This is a genomic window from Pseudooceanicola spongiae (assembly GCF_014899185.1).
In the GTDB taxonomy this organism is placed as follows: Bacteria; Pseudomonadota; Alphaproteobacteria; order Rhodobacterales; family Rhodobacteraceae; genus Pseudooceanicola; species Pseudooceanicola spongiae.
In genome coordinates, this window is sequence record NZ_CP045201.1 from 1,251,871 (window position 1) to 1,269,686 (window position 17,816).

Consider the following 17,816-nt stretch of genomic DNA (forward strand, 5'->3'; position numbering starts at 1 on the left):
TCTGGGGAGACAGTCCGAAGAAAAAACTTGTGAAAGTTTGAAACGGCAGAGCGAGATAGGTACCCCTGTCCGGATCAGGATTTTGCTGATCGACGAGGGAAGGCGCAACGGTCTTCTTGCGGTTCCCTCATCGTCAGGGCGCGTACTGCGCCGGGCACCCGAAAGACTTTGCGACGCATCCAAACCAACCGCAACGCTGGATGGTCACGATATGCAACACCCGCCGAGTTTTGGATCTATGTTTTGCTTCGTAGCTAGGAAACGCCACTGGCGCTGCCATACGGCGAGAACCAAATCGCATTCTACCATGCAGGAATTAAGCTTTGTAAATCCACCCTGCATCGTTAACGTCATCACGCAACAACGGCTGCCTCAAGGGCAAAATGCGCATCCTACAAAGTATCGTCGTTAGAACATCGCGCCTAGCAACTGTATCCCTCACGCGGTCGAAGGCGTCCATTTCTGACGGCTTTTACACAGAGCGTGAGCAAGGTTGACCCGTTTCCGGGCGCCGGCCGTTATGATGAGCTTGTGCGGTTTCCCGGCTTTTCGCAGGCGATCCGCAAAGGTTTTCATGGTCAGGTTGTGATGCGCGGCGACCGAAGCAGCTTGGAACATCACATGCCTCAGAGCACGGCGATCGCCTGCAATAGTTCGCTTCCCAGGAAGGGTTCCACTGTTATGCACGACGGGGGCGAGCCCTACGAGAGCTGCGGCCTGTTCGCCGGTGACGGTGCCAGGCTCATGCATCTGCGCGACCAGCATTGTGCTGGCCACTGGTCCGACCCCGGGGATGGAGTGTAGAACACCAGTGGTCTTTGCCCGCAAATCGTCGAAAGATATGGCGGCACCGATTCTATCTTCCATCGCCTTGATCCGGCAGTCGAGCCGCGCCTTCAGTTCGGTATCGATGCTGTCGAACATTTCGGCTGCGCCAGGCTTCTGATGCGCGCGCATCTGTGCCAGTTGCCGTTTGCGCATCTCGACGACCTGGGCCCGCCTTGAGGTCAAAGCTCTAAGAAATCGCAGCTTTTCTGTGGGAAGCCGGCGACCAGCATCGAGCCGACAGGCAAAGAGGCGTGCAATAAACTCCGCGTCAATTCGGTCGGTCTTTGCACGCGTGCCCCGGCTTCATGCGAACGCCCTTACCTGCACGGGCGGCACTGGTCGGACGATGACGCCTTCTGTTTCGAGCGTTTCCCAGAGCTGCCATTCCTGTCTGCCGATCGTTTCAAAGCAAGCGACGGCCTCTTTATCGCGGGCAAGATCCGCGACGTCCGCGTGACCTTATGGTCCATTCGGCACGCGACATTGGAGCCCATCGGGCAGGCAATGAAGGTCCAGCCAGTCCGGCTGACGTCAATGCCGACAACGCGGCGGTGTGATAGATTGTCCATGCTCTCTTCCTTCTGGTGCGCGGTCCAGAGCGGAAGCAATCAACTCTCCGAGACGGTGCCGACAGGCTAAGAAGCGCGGTCATGCCACAAGGGTCAGACGTCGCGCACCATCCCGTCATTGTCCTGGCCAGGGAGAGTGACGGGGGTCGTTTAGCAGATGCCAGATCCAGAAGGGTCAGGTCTCATAACCAATCGATGATGCTCGCAGCGAGAGTGATTGCGGATAGGAAAACGTTTGGGCACCTGTCGTACTGGGGCGCGACACGTCTTCAATCCTTCGACCTGCCGAACATGATTTTGATGCGATTGCGGCGCTTGTAGCGACGCGTGTCGTATTTGACGGTGGTGCTGCTTTGTTTCCGGCTTGGGATGCGGGCGCGTTTCCCTTTGTCTTGCAACGCGTCTCTGAACCAATTGGCATCATAGCCGCGGTCCCCGAGCAACCAGTCAACATTTGGCAGGCCGCTCAGCAAGCAACTCGTGCCGAACAGTGCGGTTGTAGCGCTCGATCTAGGCGTTCTGTTGCCGCTGACCCGGTTGGATGTGCGCCAGGGCGATGCAGTGCTTTTCTGCCCACTCCGACAGCGTGAGTCTGATGTATTCCGGGCCGTTGCCCCCGTAGAATGCCCCCACTGAAGTGGTACACCTTTTGGGATAGAAATATCCCGTTTTCAGGAGGACGACGAGCTGGCCGACCAGCAGGTCAGCGATCCGCTCGTTTTCATCTCTGAGCAGCAGGCTGTAGCGATAGCAGGTCTCGCTCACACCAAACTTCCGACAGGACAATGCGATGCTGCCCCCCGGTGCTCAACTGCCTTGGCAGCCATCTCGCGACGCTAAGATGGCCGCGTCACTTTTTTCCAGGAGCCTGCTCAGGCTCTCTAGGGCAAGTGGCGTTCACCTTCGCAGTTCGGCCTGCATCCTCAGGTCCGCAAACATGCGATTCAGCCAGCGCTTGTCGTCCTCCAGACTCTTCATCTGGTTGATCATAAACGAATCCATCCCGCACTCGCCAATTATATCAGGACACCGTACTCACGACACAGCTCAGCAACCGGCACACCACCCCCTGCCTGAGGCAGGATCACAAAGATCTAGGGGCTCACTCAATATCGTCATCTCCATCACAATCATCTTAGATTTGCGGAGGATTACCGTAGCCCTACTGCCCGAGCGAAAATTTTCCCTCTCGGAGCCAATCAGTCTTTTCCCTTGACCGGAAGCAGATCACTGTGCCGCAGTTCTGGCCTTCTGACCCCCGGTTGGGCATCATTCTGAAACCCCGTTGCTTAACGAATTTTGCCAATCCCGAAACGCACGTTTAGCGAATTTCTTCCTCACAAGCCTGAGAATGGTTCCCAACTGCATACCCCGGAATGAACCAGTCCCAAAAGAGAGCGATGACATCTGATTGAACAAAAGAAAGGTGGCATTAAACATTGCCCGTCTAGCATTTTAAAGCAGACAAGGAGAAACCGAATGGCATGCTGCAATCAACCCAAGTCGACCATAAATCTGGTTCTCGATCTCTACTGTGCAATCCCGTGATTACACCGGGGACCGGAGCCACTTGGCAACGAGATACGGCAGAAACATCGTGGTTTTCGTCCCCGCCATTGCCCTCGCCTAAACGCGGTCCTGCGGTTATTACTCCTGAGCCTTGTTCAGAAATCTATGTCCCTTCCGGAAAAGCCGGCGAGGTAGGCCTCTAAAGAGGTTGTCAAGTCCTCCGAGAGATACCCACCCTCTTGGACCAGAACCGTCGGCAGCCCTGCGTCAGCAATCATACGGCCTGCTCTTCGGAAGCCATCAAACGTGACCTTCAACCCCTGCAGAGGATCGTTCTCATGAGCATCCAGCCCGAGGCTGACGACCAGAGCGTCAGGGTTAAACGCCGCAATGCGATCAAGGCATGACGCAATTGCCTCGCACCAACCGTCGTCGCCTGTGCTCTGGTTTAGCGGGATATTGAGGTTGAAACCCTCGCCTGCGTCCCGGCCGGTTTCGTGGGCGTAGCCTACAAAAAAGGGATAATAGGTCTCAGGCGTCGCGTGAACGGATAGAAAAAGAACATCGTCGCGCTCGTAAAATATGTCCTGTGTCCCATTGCCGTGATGCACATCAATGTCGAGAACAGCGACGCGCGCATAGGTCTGCTTCAGCGTCTCGACCGCGACAGCAGCACAATTGATCATGCAGTGCCCGGCAACCACGTCGGCAGAGCTGTGATGACCAGGTGGACGGCACAGGGCGTAAGCGACCCGATCCCCCCGTTGCACGGCCGTGGCAGCACAATGAGCCGACGCGGCCGCACCAAGCGTGGCTTGCCAACTATGTTCCGCGAGGGGCGCAGAGGTATCCCCCATATGCCAGCCAGCTTTGCCAACAATGTGTTTGGGATAGCTGCGCACCGAATTGAGTGCATGAACGTTCGGCACCACCTCCGGTCCCGCCCCTGGAAGTTTCTGCCACTCATCCCAGCCGGTTTCCAGGAAAGTCAAAAGAGCCTTGGTATGAACCTTCTCCAGGATCTCTTTTGGCACAGGCGTTGGTTCCGTCACCGGCAATCCGAGCCGGTCCAACCCCGCCAGCAGCAGCTGCGCACGTTCGGCCTGTTCGGCATTGCGGGCAATCCGGCCCAGGGAGAGGCGGAATATCGGGTCATGCGCCTCGGTTTGCTTTGCGTAGTAGCACTTCATGCCTCTCCGGCCTCCTGCTGCTTGCCTATGTGTTCGATCACCAAATCCTTCGCGACCCCGATGTGATAGGCGATGGCTTGTACGGCTGCGTCGGCATCACCTGCAGCAATCGCATCGACAATCGGTTCGTGGGTCTCGGCCATGCGGTGCGGATCGTCATAGAGACGGCCGATCACCAGCAAGCCCAGTTTTGTCTCGTTCGAGATCTGATCGAAGACCTGCAGAAAGCGCTGATTTCCCGAGCCTTCGCAGATCAACCGATGAAATTGCATGTCTGTGGTGACGTGGGCCATCATGTCCGCTCCGGTCTCCGCCAACTGATAGAGCTCCGCAACTTTGGCGCGCAGACCTGGCAAGGCTTGCGGGTTGGTCAGTGTCAGCGCACGCACCGCCGCCGTTTCGATCACGATACGCAATTCATATAGATCTGCGATGGAGCTGGCTGAGTTCACACGGACGAAGAACCCCCGGTTCGCGCGGTATTCCACGAGACCTGAGTTTTCCAGCAACCGCAACGCCTCCCTTACGGGTGCACGGGAAAGGTCCATTTGACGCGCGATATGGGATTCGGCGAGCCGGTGACCCGGGCGGATCGCACCCGAGAGGATCGCACTCACCAGAGAATGAGCGACACGGTCGACCAGCCCATCCCGGCTGAGCGGAAGGAAAGGATAGGCCTCAGACAAGGCGCTGGGTTCCCGGTGCATATGATGTCCAAATCTCAATCATCTCACCAATCAGATTATCTGCTGCTTTGTCGCGTGTCGACAATCTTCTTGACTCGGGGCGGCTCAGGCAATCTGTTTCAAGTTGAACGAAGCGCAAAAGACGATCTGAAAGGCAGACCACATGATGCCGTCACAAGTCACGCCGAAGCCAGAAGAGACCATGTCCTTGGGCGGCAGCAGCCCCGCCACGCCCCGCCGACTGAAAGGGGAAGATGAAATCCGGCGCGATCTGGCTGCCGCCTATCGCATCATTGCCCTCAAGGGGATGGATGATGGTATCTACACCCATATCTCCGCGCGTCTCGCAGACGGGCCATCCGGGCAGAAACGGTTTCTTCTGAATTCCTTCGGCCTGACCTTTGACGAGGTCACCGCCTCCAATCTCGTGACTGTGGACGAGAGTGGATCGATCCTTGACGATCCCTACGGCTCCGGGGTCAACGCCGCCGGGTTCACCATCCATTCAGCGGTACACATGGCCCGCCATGATGCCGCCTGCGTTTTGCATACGCATACCGTTGCCGGCGTCGCGACCAGTTCCGTAAAGGAGGGCCTGCTACCGCTCAACCAATGGTCTGCGCAGTTTCATGGCGCCATCGCCTATCATGGGTACGAGGGCATTGCGCTTGATCTGGAGGAGCGCGCGCGCATCGTCGCGGATCTCGGGACGCTGAACGTCATGATGCTGCGCAATCATGGCACTCTGGTCTGCGGACAATCCGTCGCGGAGGCCGTGAAGCTGGCTCTCAACCTGGAGCGTTCTTGCAGGGCGCAGGTCGCAGCTCTCTCGATGGGGCTGACACCCGACCCGCTGCCAGAGGACCTCGCTGCGCACACCGCCCAACAGTATGCGCGTGCCTATGAGAGGACCGAGGCCTCAGACAGCGACCCGGAGTGGGACGCAATCCTGCGACTGATCGACAGACAAGCGCCCGGCTACGACATCTGAAATCTACCCGAGATCCGGCTCAACGGATCCGCTTCAATCAAAACAACAGGGAAGAATAATATGAAACTTCTTAAAGCAACGACTTTTCTGGTCGCCGCAGCGATGGCGACCGGCGCCGCGGCGCAACAGGACGGCGGGCGGCTTGACCTGATCGTGCAACCCGAACCACCCGGGCTGATGCTGGGACTTGTGCAAAACGGTCCCACACAGATGGTGGCTGGCCAGATCTATGAGGGTCTGCTGCGCTACAATCAGGATCTGGAGCCGCAGCCCTCTCTTGCGAAGGAATGGGAAATCTCGGACGACGGGATGACCTACACCTTCAAGCTGCAGGAGGGCGTCAAATGGCATGACGGCGAACCGTTTTCGGCCGCGGACGTGATCTTCACCACCAAGTTTTTGCAGGACAATCATGCCCGTTTCCGAGGCGCATTTTCCCACGTGGAAAGCGTCGAGGCCCCAGATGACAACACCATAGTCATCCACATGAAAGAACCTTATGGTCCCTTCATCAATGCCTTCGAAGCCGGGTCGATGCCGATTGTGCCCAAGCACATCTATGAAGGCACCGATTACGCCACGAACGAGATGAACAACACCCCGATCGGCACAGGCCCCTACACCTTCGTTGAATGGGAGAAGGGCAGCTTCATCCACCTTAAAAAGAACCCGGATTACTACCTCGACGGTCTGCCCCATATCGATGATCTCTACTATCGCGTGGTGCCTGACGCGGCCTCGCGTGCCGTCGCCTTCGAGACGGGCGAGGTCGATGTACTGCCCGGAGGCGCGATCGAGAACTGGGATGTTGCGCGCCTGACCAAGATGGACAACGTCTGCTCCACTTCCGAGGGCTGGGAGTTTTTTGCGCCCCACGCCTGGATGTGGCTGAACAACCGTGAGGGGCCGACCTCGAACAAGCTGTTCCGCAAGGCGGTCATGTACGCTCTGGATCGTGAGTTCGTGAAGGACGTGGTGTGGAATGGTTTCGGCAAGGTGCCCACAGGCCCGGTGTCGTCGAAGACGAACTTCTACACCGACGACGTGCCGCAGTACCCGCATGATCCCGAAAAGGCGAAGGAACTGCTGAAAGAGATGGGTTATGACGGCACCCCGGTGCGTCTGCTGCCCCTGCCCTACGGCGAGACCTGGCAACGCTGGGCCGAAGCGGTCAAGCAGAATTTGGAAGAAGTCGGAATCTCTGTCGATATCGACAGCGCTGACGTGGCCGGTTGGAACGAAAAGACGGCCAACTGGGACTACGACATGGCCTTCACCTATCTCTACCAATACGGTGATCCGGCACTGGGTGTGGCGCGGAACTACATCGAGAGCCAGATCCAGAAAGGCAGCCCCTGGAACAACGTTGAGGGCTACGTGAACCCCGAAGTTGACGCAATGTGGGAGGCTGCGGCCGTGGAACCCGACAATGCAAAGCGTCAGGACATGTACACGGAAATCCAGCAGAAAATCGTCGAAGATGTCCCGGTGGCCTGGCTGCTGGAGATCGAATTCCCGACCATTTACCGCTGCGAAGTCAAGAACCTGATCACGACCGGGATCGGGTTGAACGACGGCCTTCGCGACGCCTGGATCGAACAGTAAGACGGGACGGGAGGGGCGGCACCGCCCCTCCCCACGGTCAACGGGGAACAGAAAATGGCCATTGCCGTAGCGATTTTTTCGCGCCTGCTAAAGGCAGCGATCACACTTCTAGCCATTGCGATCCTGAACTTTTTTCTGGTGCACGCCGCCCCCGGAGATCCGGCGACGGTTCTGGCTGGCGAGGCCGGTGCAGCCGATCCGCAGATGATCGCGGATCTGAAGGCTCGCTTCGGGCTGGATCAACCCTTCTATATCCAGCTGGCGCGCTATGTCGGAAACATCATGACGCTTGATCTGGGCTATTCCTTTCGGCAGGGCCAGCCGGTTCTGGACCTGATCATGGAGCGGCTGCCTGCGACGCTTATCCTGACGCTGACTGCCTTCTGGATATCCCTGCTTGCTGGGGTGGCGCTTGGCGTTGCGGCCTCCGCGCGCGTGGGGAAGTTCACTGACACGCTGATAACCGGCGCGGCGCTGCTGTTTTACGCCACGCCGCTTTACTGGGCGGCGCTAATGGCAGTGCTGGTCTTTTCGGTGCAGCTCGGCTGGTTGCCGGGGTTCGGCTATGAAACCGTCGGCAGCGGCTATGGCGGGCTGGCGCGGGCCTGGGACATACTCAAGCACCTGATCCTGCCAGCCCTGACCCTCGGCTTGTTCTTCATGGCGGTCTACATGCGCATGACCCGGGCCTCGATGCTCGAAGTTGCACAGCAGGATTTCGTCAAGACTGCGAAGGCCAAGGGACTCGCGCCCTCCATCATCCGGCGTCGGCATATCCTGCGCAACGCGCTGCTGCCCGTGGTGACACTGGCCGGCCTTCAGGCGGGGCAGCTAGTCGGAGGCGCCGTATTGACTGAAACCGTCTTTGCATGGCCCGGCATTGGGCGACTGATGTTCGAAAGCCTCGCAGCACGCGATTACAACACAATTCTCGGGGTCTTCTTGGTCTCTGCCGCGATGGTGATCGTGTTCAACATCATCACCGATCTTGTCTATCGGCTGATCGACCCACGGATTGGGCAGAAGGCATAATCATGACATTCTGGAAGCGTTTCATAACAAACCGGGGTGCCCTGTTCGGGCTGGCCATTCTGATTGCAGTCCTGCTGCTGGCCCTTTTGGCCCCGCTGCTTTTTCCGCGCGGTCCTTGGGCCATGGTGCAGCGCCCTTTTCTGGTGCCGTTCAGCACCGATGGGCTACCGCTTGGCACGGATACACTAGGCCGTGATGTCCTGGCAGGGCTGGTCTACGGCGCGCGGGTGTCGCTGCTGGTGGGGCTGGTCTCGACCGTAATGGCCCTGCTGATCGGGGTACCCCTCGGGGCATTGGCCGGGTTCTACGGCAAATGGGTGGACGAAGCCGCGATGCGCTTTACCGAATTCTTCCAGACCATCCCGAACTTTGCGCTGGCGATCGTGCTGGTGGCAATCCTCGAACCCTCTCTGACCTCGATCACCATTGCCATCGCGATTGTGTCATGGCCGCCCGTCGCGCGTCTGGTCCGGGCCGAAGTCATGTCGGTCACTCGTCGCGAATATGTCGACGCCGCGCGGCTTGCGGGCCTGTCGAACATGCACATCCTCGTGCGGCAGGTGCTGCCGAACACCGTCTCTCCGATCATCGTGATGGCCTCTCTGATGGTGGCAACGGCGATCCTGCTGGAAAGCTCGCTGTCTTTCCTTGGGCTGGGCGATCCCAACATCATGTCGTGGGGATTTCAGATCGGCGCCGCCCGCACCGTAATCCGCTCGGCATGGTGGCTGTCGTTCTTTCCCGGGGCCGCCATCGTGCTGACCGTGCTCGCGCTCAACCTCATCGGTGAGGGTCTGAATGACGCTCTCAATCCACATCTTTCACGCAAGGGGCGGTCATGAGCGTCTTAAAAATCACCGACCTGTCGATTGCCCTGCCCCAAGGTGCCGACCGGGGATTCGCCGTTCAGCAGTGTTCCTACGAGATCGCAGCGGGTGAAATCCTCTGCGTTGTGGGGGAGTCCGGGTCGGGCAAGTCGATGACAGCCAATGCCCTGATGGGCCTGCTGCCCGAAGGCGTGAGCGTCGCCGGCGGAACGGCTTATTTTGGCGGAAAGGATATCCTGACGGTGTCCGAGGCTGAACAGCGCGCCTTGCGCGGTGACCGCATCGCGATGATCTTTCAGGAGCCTATGACAGCGCTCAACCCGTTGATGCGGATCGGCGACCAAATCGCCGAGGTTTTTGAGGCGCACAAGCGTCATCGCCCGGCGGAGCGTCGGCAAAAGGCGCTGGAGCTGATCCGCGAAGTCCAACTGCCTGATCCTGAGAAAATCGTCCGCGCCTATCCCTTCCAGCTTTCTGGTGGTCAACGTCAGCGTGCGATGATCGCCATGGCGCTTGCGCTTGAACCGGAACTGCTGATTGCGGATGAGCCAACGACGGCGCTGGATGTCACGACGCAGGCGCAGATCCTCAAGCTGATCCTGGATCTGAGAGAGCGGCGCGGCATGGCCGTCATGTTCATCACGCACGATTTCGGCGTCGTGGCCGAGATTGCCGACCGGGTGATCGTCATGCGGTATGGCGAAATCGTCGAGAGAGGCTCAGCGGTTGAGGTGCTGGAGAACCCTCAGCACGACTACACCAAACGGTTGCTGGCCGCGATCCCCTCGGGTCTGGTACCGGCCTCCACCGAGGTTGCAAAAGCGCCAGCACTCGAAATCCGCAACCTGAAAAAGACCTATCGCATTGGTGGCGGGCTTTTCCGCGATGCGCGTGTGGTACAGGCGATCAACGATGTATCGCTGACCATTGCCCGCGGAGAGGTACTTGGGCTGGTTGGTGAATCCGGTTCGGGCAAGTCGACGCTTGGGCGCGCCGTGGTCCGGCTGGTCACCCCGGAGTCTGGCGAGATCATTGTCAGCGGCACCGATATGGCAGCGCTTGGCGAGGCCGAGCTGCGCGCGGTGCGCTACAAGGTGCAGATGGTGTTTCAGGATCCCTATGCCTCCCTCAACCCGCGGCACCGGGTGATGCGCGCCCTGACCGACGGCCCGATTGCCAAGGGCGTCGCAAAGGAAAAAGCACGTGAGCGGGCCCGCGCGTTGATGGAGACGGTTGGCCTCGGTGCAGATGCGGTTGAGCGCTATCCCCACGAATTTTCCGGCGGGCAGCGACAACGGATCGGGATTGCCCGTGCGCTGGCCATGGACCCGGAACTGATCATCGCGGATGAGGCCGTGTCGGCGCTGGATGTCTCGATTCAGGCGCAGGTGCTGGATCTGCTGCGCGACCTGCGTCGTCGGTTTGATCTGTCGATCCTGTTCATCACCCATGACCTGCGGGTCGCGGCGCAGCTCTGTGATAGGATCGCCGTCATGCAGAAAGGCAAGCTGGTCGAGATCGGCCCAGTGTCAGAGGTGTTCCTGAACCCGCAGCACAGTTACACTCAGACCCTGCTTGCGGCGGTGCCCGGCGGTGGTTGGGGGAAGGCTGCGCAATGACGACGCAGCGCACAACTGGCGTCGCCACCTGTACAGTGCTCGACATGATGACGTTCTTTGCCCGGCCATTTGCTGAGCTTGCTCCGGAGATCGACCTGATCACCCCGGAGCAGGTCACCGACGCGACAAAGGTCGACTTTGTCCTGACGTTCAAACCCGCCGACGATGCCTTCTCCCCCTACCCCAACCTTCGGGCGGTCTTTTCCGTCGGCGCGGGCGTCGACGGAATTGTCGGCTGCCCCTCCCTTCCCGATGTGCCCTTGTTTCGTGTCGAAGACCCCGATCAGGCGCTGCAGATGGCTGGCTTTGCCGCGTTTCATGTGCTCTGGCACCATCGCCGCATGGGTGATTTCCTGGCCGCCCAGTCCCAGCACGACTGGGCCCGGCGCGTCGGGGACCAGAGCCCGACCCTGCGTCGCATCGGGGTGCTGGGGTTTGGGATGATGGGGAGGGCGATTGCCAAAGCACTGATTGCACTCGGCTATCCAGTGACTGTTGTGTCTCGGTCCCGGCCCGACCACCCTCTGCCGAGAGCGGTGCACATGACGGTCGATGCCATAGACGAAGTCCTCGCACAGACCGACATCCTCATTAACGTCTTGCCCCTGACACCCGCAACGAACGGGTTTCTTAACGCCGCGACCTTCGCAAAGCTGCCCAAGGGAGCGGCTCTCATTCACATAGGTCGCGGTGCGCACCTTGTGGAGGACGACCTTTTGGCCGCACTCGAGTCCGGCCACCTCTCTGGGGCCTCGCTCGACGTTTTTGAAACGGAGCCACTTGCGAGGGACAGCTCTCTCTGGGACCATCCCGGCCTTTTCCTGACACCGCATGTCGCAAGCACGCCGAGGCACAGCAGTGTCGTTGAAAACGTTCAACGAAGGCTCGCCACTCTCTAACCTTTAAGCCTATTCTTTCAGTTCATCGGCACGTTGCAGACCGATCAAGGCAGTCCTACACATCGAAAAATCGTTATGGTTGGAGTCGGTAACACACTTCCTTGAACCGTTTTGAACAAAGAAGCATGCCCGAATTAAGCCGATTGAAGTGAGCCTCTCCCGGTCTTCTGGACGCTAAGTCGACGGATCCCAATATGGCGATCATGATCATCTCGAGATGAATGGAGACAAGAACGTCACCAAGACAACCCGACGTCTGAGATGGCGCTATTGGGCCCACTGCGCGGACGGCCCTCATGGCCAACATGAATGATCAGTACGATCGGCACCTTCCCTGAGGATGCGTGCGCCACGTCCGATTTGATCGTTGGCACAGGGCAACGCCCTTACGCATCAGTCAACATTCGGCGAGATCAATTTCACGGTGAATGGATTTTCGTCTGGGACGAAAAGCGGGACATGCCACTCTAAGTCTTATGTCCATCCCGGCTGGCTGCCTTTGTGACAAGCCTGCCCATCAAGGCTTTCCTGTCCGCCTTCGCGCTCAAACCAGCTGACACCTTCTGGCTCTGAAAGATACCGAGGTCTGGAGATTAGAGACGCAGTGTGCGGATGGTATCGCGGATATCTGACACAAGGAGATCGGGGGCTTCCAGCGCTGCAAAGTGTCCACCGCTTGCGTGCTCGGCAAAGTGCGTGAGCTTGTCGAAGCGGCTCTCGGCCCATCTGCGCGAAAGCCGTATCTGCTCTCCAGCGAACATGCTGATCCCTGCGGGGGTCGGAACCTTGGCCTGCGGCATCCCGCCCTGACGCATCGCCTGCATGCTTTCCCAGTAGAGGCGCGCCGAACTCGGCCCTGCGTTCGGCAACCAGTACAGCATGATGTCGTCAATGATCTCGTCGTGTGAAAAGACCGTTTCTGGATCGCCGCCGCTGTCGGAGACGTCCTGGAACAGCGCATAGATCCACGCAGCCAGCGCAACGGGGGAATCCGACAGCCCGAAGGCAACAGATTGCGGGCGCGTGCTCATCAGCTTCATGTAGCCGGAATACTCCGCGTCGTAGCGTCCCGCGTTGGCGAGCATGGCCTTCTCCTCGTCCGAGGCCTGCGCAACTTCCGCCTCAGTCGGCTGGAATGGCACGAAGTTGAGGTGAATGCCTTTCAGACCCGGCGGACACATGTGGCCAAGCGTCAGCGTGACCATTGCTCCCCAGTCTCCGCCCTGCGCCACCCAGCGGTCGTACCCAAGACGCGCCATCAGCGCGGCCCAGGCGCCCGCGTTACGGCTGGTGTTCCAGCCCGGCACCTCAGGCTTGCCCGAAAAACCGAAGCCGGGCATCGACGGGATGACCAGATGAAAGGCATCCTTCGCGGTTCCGCCATGCGCAGTCGGGTTCACCAAAGGGTCGATCACATGGCGGAATTCCAGCACCGAACCCGGCCAGCCATGGGTCATGAGAAGTGGCATGGCGTCCTCATGTTCCGAGCGAATGTGCAGGAAATGGATGCCAATCCCGTCGATCTCGGTCCGGCTTTGCCCCAGCGCGTTCAAGTCAGCTTCACACCGGCGCCAGTCGTAAGATGTGCGCCAATAGTCGACCAGCGCCTTTATCTTGTGCAGCGGTGGCCCCTGCCGACCATCCTCGATTGGCGAGGGATCCGGCCACCGGATGCGGTCCAGACGCGACGTAAGATCATCAAGATCGGACTGAGGAATATCGAGGATGAAGGGGGTGATGTCGGAGGTCATGATGTGTCCCTTGAAAAAATCGGTCAGACGAGGTCGCAGATCATGGCGCGGATATCTGTCCAGTCGGTCTTGCCGTAGCGCCCGTTATCAAGCCTGCGCAGCTGACCCCGCCCGCTCATCATGTCACGCAGGTATTGCATGCCCTGCCACGCCGGAAACACTTCGCCCTTTGCCGGGGCAACGCGCTGCGCAACCCAGATGACCAGCCCGAGCCGGCCGATGCTGCCAGCGCGAAAGGGTCGATAGGTTTTGCCCGATATTTCGCTCGCTATTCGCGCCAACTCCTGCGGAGAAAGACTGCCGCCGGCGATACGCAGGTCGCGTGGGGCAGCATCGTCGAGGGCGGCATCGGCGGTAAACTCAGCCACGTCATCCTTGGTGGTGAAGTCGAGCGGCTGATCCACGGCCCCCCAATGCAGGACCCGGCGCACGCGCGGCAGCAGAATCGGTGCGTCTTCGGTCAGAACAGTCGAGAAGGCGCCATTCAGCACTGAGGTCGCACGGATCGGCGCGGCATCGAGGCTTTTGCGAAACGCCCGGCGCAGGTCCATGTTACGATTTTCGCCGGGCCGGGTCTTGGTATAGTCGAGCGAGAAATCCGACGGAATGAAGCGCGCGACTCCTGCCAAGACTGCCGCGTTCAGCAGAACGCCCTGTTGGCCGAGGATCACGTCCTCAAGACCGTTCAGCGCCGAGACGACGCAGGCGACCCCCTCACAAAGTTCTTTCACCGACCGCGCATCATAACCGCTCTCCACAAGCGTGATGCCCTGTGCTTCGAGGTGACGCCGCTTTTGTGGCAACGTGCCGGGCCGCACGATTGCCCTCAGGTCGGCTCCCTTGCGCACCAAAGCCCTGGCGATCCGCTCTCCCAAGTCACCCGTCACACCGGCCAGAACAATTATCCTACGGTCCATGTCTCTTTTCCGTTCATCATCAGTTGCAAGGCTGTACATAGACCCAATGCGGATAAATGAAACGGTATCGTTCAGTTTTATTTTTGACCCGTCACAGCTAGACTCACCGAATGAAGCAAACGACGAAGATATCCTCGCGAATCGGACGCCCCCGGCTTGAGGAGGCCGGTGAAGTGAACGCGCGTATTCTTGCCGCAGCGACGGAGCTTTTCCTGAGCAAGGGCGTGGCCGCGACCAGTTGCGAGGCCGTCGTGGCCCGGGCGCATGTCGGCAAGGCCAGCCTCTATTCCCGCTATTCCGGCAAGGACGCGCTTTTCGAAGCCGTCATCAAACACGCAGTCGAGAGCGGAAGTTTTCAGATGGATGCCACAAAGCTTCCGGAAGGGACGGTCCGCGAGCGCCTTGCCTTTGCTGGCAAGGCGGTTCTGATGCAGGCGCTTTCCCCAATCCCTCTCGAACTGCTCCGGCTGTTCCTGACTGAGGCGCGACGATTTCCGGATCTGATCGCTCATGTGGACGCAATGGCGCGCTCAAAGGTCGTCGACATCGTCGCCCGTTCAATGGCTGCAAGTCCTCAGGACGCAGCGTCGAGAAAGGCTGTCGCGATTGCGGAGCGCTTTCTGGACCTCACCTTTGCGCCCATTATTCTTGCAGCTCTTACCGGGCGAGAGACAGCAACGACACCTGATGCGATCGAAGGCCAAGTCGCGTTTGCTCTCGACACACTTGAAAGCTCTGGCCTTCTTGATGACAGATTGTAGGCGCAATAGTCATGCAAAATATGATCGAACAGCTTCCACAGCTCTACCCATAGAGATATTCATTATAACGGATCTCTCCCGTGAGCGCCGACCAAACAAAAGTGCTAAAGTCGCAACAGGAGGGTCGCCTTTGAGGTCGGCGAAGGGCTCGACGCCGTTGATTTTCGCCGTGGTGGTGAGCGAAACGATCCGGCCCCAAATGCGGCCGCCTTCGTCGTGGCCAGCAAAAAGCGCATTCGTCCTCGTCAATGCAATTGGGCGTATCAGGGTTTCGACAGCAATGGAATCAATGCTCAACGCGGCGGTCGTGGAGGAAGGTCTGAAGCCCGTCCCATTGGCGATGGATATAAGTTAACTTCTCCGCGAGGCGTGACTTCGCGGAGATCCGGGGGCGCTGGTTTTGCAGCCATTCTCCAAATTCGGCTACCTTTGGCGCGGTGACGGCCAGCCGGGCCGACAGCCGCTGGCCGGGCCCCATACCGCGGATCTCACCCTCGATGCGGTAGAGCTCAGAGATGCGGCGCAGGCCTTCAGCGGTGATCGTCATGCCGTAGGCGTGCCTCTGGCACGACGCCGTCGTGATTGAAGACCTCCGTCAGCTTTCTGCGGGCATGTGCCCAACACTGCGCGAGCGTGATAGGCGCACCTCCTGTCCGTGAGGGGCGTGTCAGCCGATTGTAGTCGGCATAGTCGTCCAACTGCAGGATGCCGTCAGAGCCTTGCAGGATCTGTTCCGCGTTCTGTCCGGCCCAGCCTGGGGCATAAGTGAAGGCCACGATGCGGCAAGTCACGCCACTGGTCCGAGCGACAATGGCGAATGCGGATCATCGCTGCCCCCCGGTCGTCCCGAGCCAACGCCCAGAGATACCCGGTCTTTGTCCGGCCGCGGCCCGGGTCCAGAAGCGGCACCATGGTTTTCTCGATAAACAGCTTGGCTGAGGCCATCAGGTGCTCGGCCATGCTTGGGGTGGATGGCCACCCCTCGCGCACATGTAAAAATGCACTGCCAGGGAGCGGATAATGCGGAGAGATGCCGGGATGATGCCCAGCCGCTCGGTGCGGTCGTCACGCAAAAGGCGTGCTTGCCAGCACGACGCCGATCGGCTGCATTGTCCCGCTACGGCATTGGGCAGTCCAGGCTATGCGGTTCGACGACCCGTTCGATCCGCTGCAAGTCCTTGGGTGGATTGCCACGGTTGCGTCGGGCTGCCCGGCCCAGGGACGATTGCGGCGGAGCTTGTTCGTCCTGCTGGATCTCGGCCAGCGCGGTCTCGAGATCCTCGAAGGCAAACTGCCGCTCGCCGTTGTCCTAGGACCAATGGCGGAAAATGGCTCGCTCCTCGCTCAGCTTCTCCGACCGTTTGCCATGCACCGCCTGGTTCAACTCGGCGACAAGGTGTTCAAGACGCTTGACCAAATTCCTCAGCTAAGCCGCTTCACCTTTGAGTGCCAAGTGATCCCGCAGCAGCGCGGCGACAGCCTCGCGCTGATCTTCGAGGATGCAGAGAGGTCAATTGGCAGGGCCCTGGACATGGTCGGATCATATCATGATCCGGTCTGTGACGGGCAGCTTTTCCGCCCCCCGGATCATTCCGCCACAACCGGGCGGCGTGCCTTCTAGGGATCGCACCCGCCTCCAGCCCGGCAAACAGGGCCTCAAATTGAGCGCAGTTCAAGGTCATCGTCCCGCCGCTTATGGCAGGCCAGGCGAAGCTGATCTACTGCAGCCGCTTGTAGGCCATGACGAAACCGCTGCCGTCCCAGAACAAGATCTTCACCCTGTCGATGTATTGACCCATCTGAATCTGCTCAGGTTAAGCCGCTCCTCTGAATGCCTCGGCAGGCGTGCGTATGGCAAGCGCCTGATGAGGGCGGCGGTTTTTGTAGAAGCTGATCCAGTCGCCGATGACTCGGCTCGCATGCTGGATGCTTTCGAAACGATGGCGGTGAACACATTGCTCCTTGAGCGTCCGGATGACGCGCTCGACCATGCCGTTCTGTTGGGGGCAATGCGGGGTGATGAACTCCTGCTGCAGCCCGTCGCTGCGCGACCTGTGCCGCGAAGGGACGGCTGGTGAACACGAGGCCGTTGTCGGACCTCAGCAGGAACTCCTGTTCGACCCGGCCTAATGTCCCGAACCTAGCGATCAGGGCGTGCTCGAGGGCCGCGCTGGCGATGGTGGCCTTGCGCGAGCGGGACAGATGCCAGCCTAGAAGCTCGTGTGTGTGGCAGTCGATCACCAGTGCCAGCGAAGCCCAGCCATCCTTGGCGGCCCAGAAGCGCGCCAGGTCAGTAGGCCCGTTGCCTGGCAGGCGATTTGCAAAGCAAATCTGCCTAGAGGAGGCGTTCGTTCGGGCTGTGGCGACGGAAGGAATGGCCTGGACGCGGGGGCGCATGCCCACGGCGCGCTTGCGAACCTGCCAGCCCTTGAGCTGGAAGCCCCCCTTGACCGTGTTTTTATTGAAGCCCAGCAGCCAGGCAATAGTGCGATAGCCGAAGAAGGGCTCCTCCTCGATCAGGGACTTGATTGGGTCCGCGAAGCGCGGATCGATCTTAGACGCTGACGAGATCGGCTTGTCATAGGCTGTCCGAAGCGGCACGCCGAACCAATGGGCCAAGCCTGGCGATCGA

The 17,816-nt window shown here is 59.6% G+C and carries 19 protein-coding genes and 2 pseudogenes; 8 read left to right on the plus strand and 13 right to left on the minus strand.

Features of this window, described 5'->3' with window-relative positions; genetic code table 11:
- Positions 1-438: 438 nt before the first annotated feature.
- The 6 genes and pseudogenes from F3W81_RS05860 to F3W81_RS05880 form a co-directional block, all read right to left on the minus strand.
- The gene (locus tag F3W81_RS05860; protein ID WP_226941874.1) at positions 439-981 is read right to left on the minus strand and encodes a transposase; all 543 of its coding nucleotides are present in this window, start codon (positions 979-981) and stop codon (positions 439-441) included.
- 24 nt (positions 982-1,005) lie between these two features.
- Positions 1,006-1,101 (minus strand): annotated as a pseudogene (locus F3W81_RS21125) (hypothetical protein); the annotation flags it as partial.
- Positions 1,102-1,579: 478 nt separating this feature from the next.
- Positions 1,580-1,882, minus strand: a pseudogene (locus F3W81_RS05865) (transposase); the annotation flags it as partial.
- 25 nt (positions 1,883-1,907) lie between these two features.
- On the minus strand, positions 1,908-2,162 hold the full coding sequence (locus F3W81_RS21130) for a hypothetical protein (RefSeq protein ID WP_193082703.1): 255 nt from the start codon (positions 2,160-2,162) through the stop codon (positions 1,908-1,910).
- 899 nt (positions 2,163-3,061) lie between these two features.
- The gene (locus F3W81_RS05875) at positions 3,062-4,096 is read right to left on the minus strand and encodes a histone deacetylase family protein (protein WP_193082704.1); all 1,035 of its coding nucleotides are present in this window, start codon (positions 4,094-4,096) and stop codon (positions 3,062-3,064) included.
- The gene (locus F3W81_RS05880; protein WP_264298890.1) at positions 4,093-4,713 is read right to left on the minus strand and encodes a GntR family transcriptional regulator; all 621 of its coding nucleotides are present in this window, start codon (positions 4,711-4,713) and stop codon (positions 4,093-4,095) included. Before F3W81_RS05880 ends, F3W81_RS05875 begins: the two co-directional genes overlap by 4 nt.
- Before the next feature lie 232 nt (positions 4,714-4,945).
- Between F3W81_RS05880 and F3W81_RS05885 the strand changes: the two genes are divergently transcribed.
- The 6 genes from F3W81_RS05885 to F3W81_RS05910 are packed head-to-tail and all read left to right on the plus strand — an operon-like array spanning position 4,946 to position 11,755.
- The gene (locus F3W81_RS05885) at positions 4,946-5,773 is read left to right on the plus strand and encodes a class II aldolase/adducin family protein (protein WP_193082706.1); all 828 of its coding nucleotides are present in this window, start codon (positions 4,946-4,948) and stop codon (positions 5,771-5,773) included.
- Between the two features lie 60 nt (positions 5,774-5,833).
- Positions 5,834-7,378: an ABC transporter substrate-binding protein gene (locus F3W81_RS05890; protein ID WP_193082707.1), complete on the plus strand. Its 1,545-nt coding sequence runs from the start codon at positions 5,834-5,836 to the stop codon at positions 7,376-7,378.
- Between the two features lie 54 nt (positions 7,379-7,432).
- Positions 7,433-8,410 carry an ABC transporter permease gene (locus F3W81_RS05895; RefSeq protein WP_193082708.1) on the plus strand — a complete coding sequence of 326 codons (978 nt, stop codon included), beginning with the start codon at positions 7,433-7,435 and terminating at the stop codon, positions 8,408-8,410.
- A 2-nt stretch (positions 8,411-8,412) separates the two neighbouring features.
- A complete protein-coding gene (locus F3W81_RS05900; protein WP_193082709.1) occupies positions 8,413-9,252 on the plus strand; it encodes an ABC transporter permease in 840 nt (279 codons plus the stop codon).
- The gene (locus F3W81_RS05905) at positions 9,249-10,856 is read left to right on the plus strand and encodes an ABC transporter ATP-binding protein (protein ID WP_193082710.1); all 1,608 of its coding nucleotides are present in this window, start codon (positions 9,249-9,251) and stop codon (positions 10,854-10,856) included. The genes F3W81_RS05900 and F3W81_RS05905 overlap by 4 nt, the downstream gene beginning before the upstream one ends.
- The gene (locus F3W81_RS05910; RefSeq protein WP_193082711.1) at positions 10,853-11,755 is read left to right on the plus strand and encodes a 2-hydroxyacid dehydrogenase; all 903 of its coding nucleotides are present in this window, start codon (positions 10,853-10,855) and stop codon (positions 11,753-11,755) included. The genes F3W81_RS05905 and F3W81_RS05910 overlap by 4 nt, the downstream gene beginning before the upstream one ends.
- Before the next feature lie 593 nt (positions 11,756-12,348).
- Here the strand turns inward: F3W81_RS05910 and F3W81_RS05915 are convergent.
- The gene (locus tag F3W81_RS05915) at positions 12,349-13,506 is read right to left on the minus strand and encodes an epoxide hydrolase family protein (RefSeq protein ID WP_193082712.1); all 1,158 of its coding nucleotides are present in this window, start codon (positions 13,504-13,506) and stop codon (positions 12,349-12,351) included.
- A gap of 23 nt (positions 13,507-13,529) precedes the next feature.
- Positions 13,530-14,423 (minus strand): NmrA family NAD(P)-binding protein, encoded by an 894-nt coding sequence (locus tag F3W81_RS05920; protein WP_226941875.1) that lies wholly within the window; start codon positions 14,421-14,423, stop codon positions 13,530-13,532.
- A 110-nt stretch (positions 14,424-14,533) separates the two neighbouring features.
- Here F3W81_RS05920 and F3W81_RS05925 point away from each other — a divergent pair, with 110 nt between their 5' ends.
- A complete protein-coding gene (locus F3W81_RS05925) occupies positions 14,534-15,184 on the plus strand; it encodes a TetR/AcrR family transcriptional regulator (RefSeq protein WP_193082714.1) in 651 nt (216 codons plus the stop codon).
- A 286-nt stretch (positions 15,185-15,470) separates the two neighbouring features.
- Here F3W81_RS05925 and F3W81_RS21005 read toward each other — a convergent pair whose 3' ends face one another.
- From F3W81_RS21005 to F3W81_RS21015, 3 genes are read right to left on the minus strand one after another with little or no spacing between them, the layout of a single operon-like run.
- Positions 15,471-15,731, minus strand: a complete 261-nt coding sequence (locus F3W81_RS21005) for an IS66 family transposase (protein ID WP_264298891.1) — start codon at positions 15,729-15,731, stop codon at positions 15,471-15,473.
- The gene (locus F3W81_RS21010) at positions 15,715-15,975 is read right to left on the minus strand and encodes an IS66 family transposase (RefSeq protein ID WP_319022295.1); all 261 of its coding nucleotides are present in this window, start codon (positions 15,973-15,975) and stop codon (positions 15,715-15,717) included. Before F3W81_RS21010 ends, F3W81_RS21005 begins: the two co-directional genes overlap by 17 nt.
- Positions 15,896-16,144 carry an IS66 family transposase gene (locus F3W81_RS21015; RefSeq protein WP_319022296.1) on the minus strand — a complete coding sequence of 83 codons (249 nt, stop codon included), beginning with the start codon at positions 16,142-16,144 and terminating at the stop codon, positions 15,896-15,898. The genes F3W81_RS21010 and F3W81_RS21015 overlap by 80 nt, the downstream gene beginning before the upstream one ends.
- Positions 16,145-16,325: 181 nt before the next feature.
- On the opposite strand from F3W81_RS21015, the gene F3W81_RS05935 reads away from it, so the two are divergent.
- Positions 16,326-16,805 carry a hypothetical protein gene (locus F3W81_RS05935; protein WP_193082715.1) on the plus strand — a complete coding sequence of 160 codons (480 nt, stop codon included), beginning with the start codon at positions 16,326-16,328 and terminating at the stop codon, positions 16,803-16,805.
- 97 nt (positions 16,806-16,902) lie between these two features.
- Here F3W81_RS05935 and tnpB read toward each other — a convergent pair whose 3' ends face one another.
- Both tnpB and F3W81_RS21240 read right to left on the minus strand, forming a co-directional pair.
- Positions 16,903-16,983, minus strand: coding sequence for an IS66 family insertion sequence element accessory protein TnpB (tnpB, locus tag F3W81_RS21135; RefSeq protein ID WP_193083666.1), 81 nt, complete (start codon positions 16,981-16,983; stop codon positions 16,903-16,905).
- A 10-nt stretch (positions 16,984-16,993) separates the two neighbouring features.
- Positions 16,994-17,803 carry a DDE-type integrase/transposase/recombinase gene (locus F3W81_RS21240; RefSeq protein WP_264298893.1) on the minus strand — a complete coding sequence of 270 codons (810 nt, stop codon included), beginning with the start codon at positions 17,801-17,803 and terminating at the stop codon, positions 16,994-16,996.
- Positions 17,804-17,816: the final 13 nt, after the last annotated feature.

Bases quoted from the DNA above. Each gene is read 5' to 3' on its own strand.
- F3W81_RS05860 (WP_226941874.1), bottom strand. From the start codon at position 981: ATGCGCAAACGGCAACTGGCACAGATGCGCGCGCATCAGAAGCCTGGC.
- F3W81_RS05875 (WP_193082704.1), bottom strand. From the start codon at position 4,096: ATGAAGTGCTACTACGCAAAGCAAACCGAGGCGCATGACCCGATATTC.
- F3W81_RS05885 (WP_193082706.1), top strand. From the start codon at position 4,946: ATGATGCCGTCACAAGTCACGCCGAAGCCAGAAGAGACCATGTCCTTG.
- F3W81_RS05890 (WP_193082707.1), top strand. From the start codon at position 5,834: ATGAAACTTCTTAAAGCAACGACTTTTCTGGTCGCCGCAGCGATGGCG.
- F3W81_RS05895 (WP_193082708.1), top strand. From the start codon at position 7,433: ATGGCCATTGCCGTAGCGATTTTTTCGCGCCTGCTAAAGGCAGCGATC.
- F3W81_RS05900 (WP_193082709.1), top strand. From the start codon at position 8,413: ATGACATTCTGGAAGCGTTTCATAACAAACCGGGGTGCCCTGTTCGGG.
- F3W81_RS05905 (WP_193082710.1), top strand. From the start codon at position 9,249: ATGAGCGTCTTAAAAATCACCGACCTGTCGATTGCCCTGCCCCAAGGT.
- F3W81_RS05910 (WP_193082711.1), top strand. From the start codon at position 10,853: ATGACGACGCAGCGCACAACTGGCGTCGCCACCTGTACAGTGCTCGAC.
- F3W81_RS05915 (WP_193082712.1), bottom strand. From the start codon at position 13,506: ATGACCTCCGACATCACCCCCTTCATCCTCGATATTCCTCAGTCCGAT.
- F3W81_RS05920 (WP_226941875.1), bottom strand. From the start codon at position 14,423: ATGGACCGTAGGATAATTGTTCTGGCCGGTGTGACGGGTGACTTGGGA.
- F3W81_RS05925 (WP_193082714.1), top strand. From the start codon at position 14,534: ATGAAGCAAACGACGAAGATATCCTCGCGAATCGGACGCCCCCGGCTT.
- F3W81_RS21005 (WP_264298891.1), bottom strand. From the start codon at position 15,731: ATGACGATCACCGCTGAAGGCCTGCGCCGCATCTCTGAGCTCTACCGC.
- F3W81_RS21015 (WP_319022296.1), bottom strand. From the start codon at position 16,144: ATGGCCGAGCACCTGATGGCCTCAGCCAAGCTGTTTATCGAGAAAACC.
- F3W81_RS05935 (WP_193082715.1), top strand. From the start codon at position 16,326: ATGCGGTTCGACGACCCGTTCGATCCGCTGCAAGTCCTTGGGTGGATT.
- tnpB (WP_193083666.1), bottom strand. From the start codon at position 16,983: ATGGGTCAATACATCGACAGGGTGAAGATCTTGTTCTGGGACGGCAGC.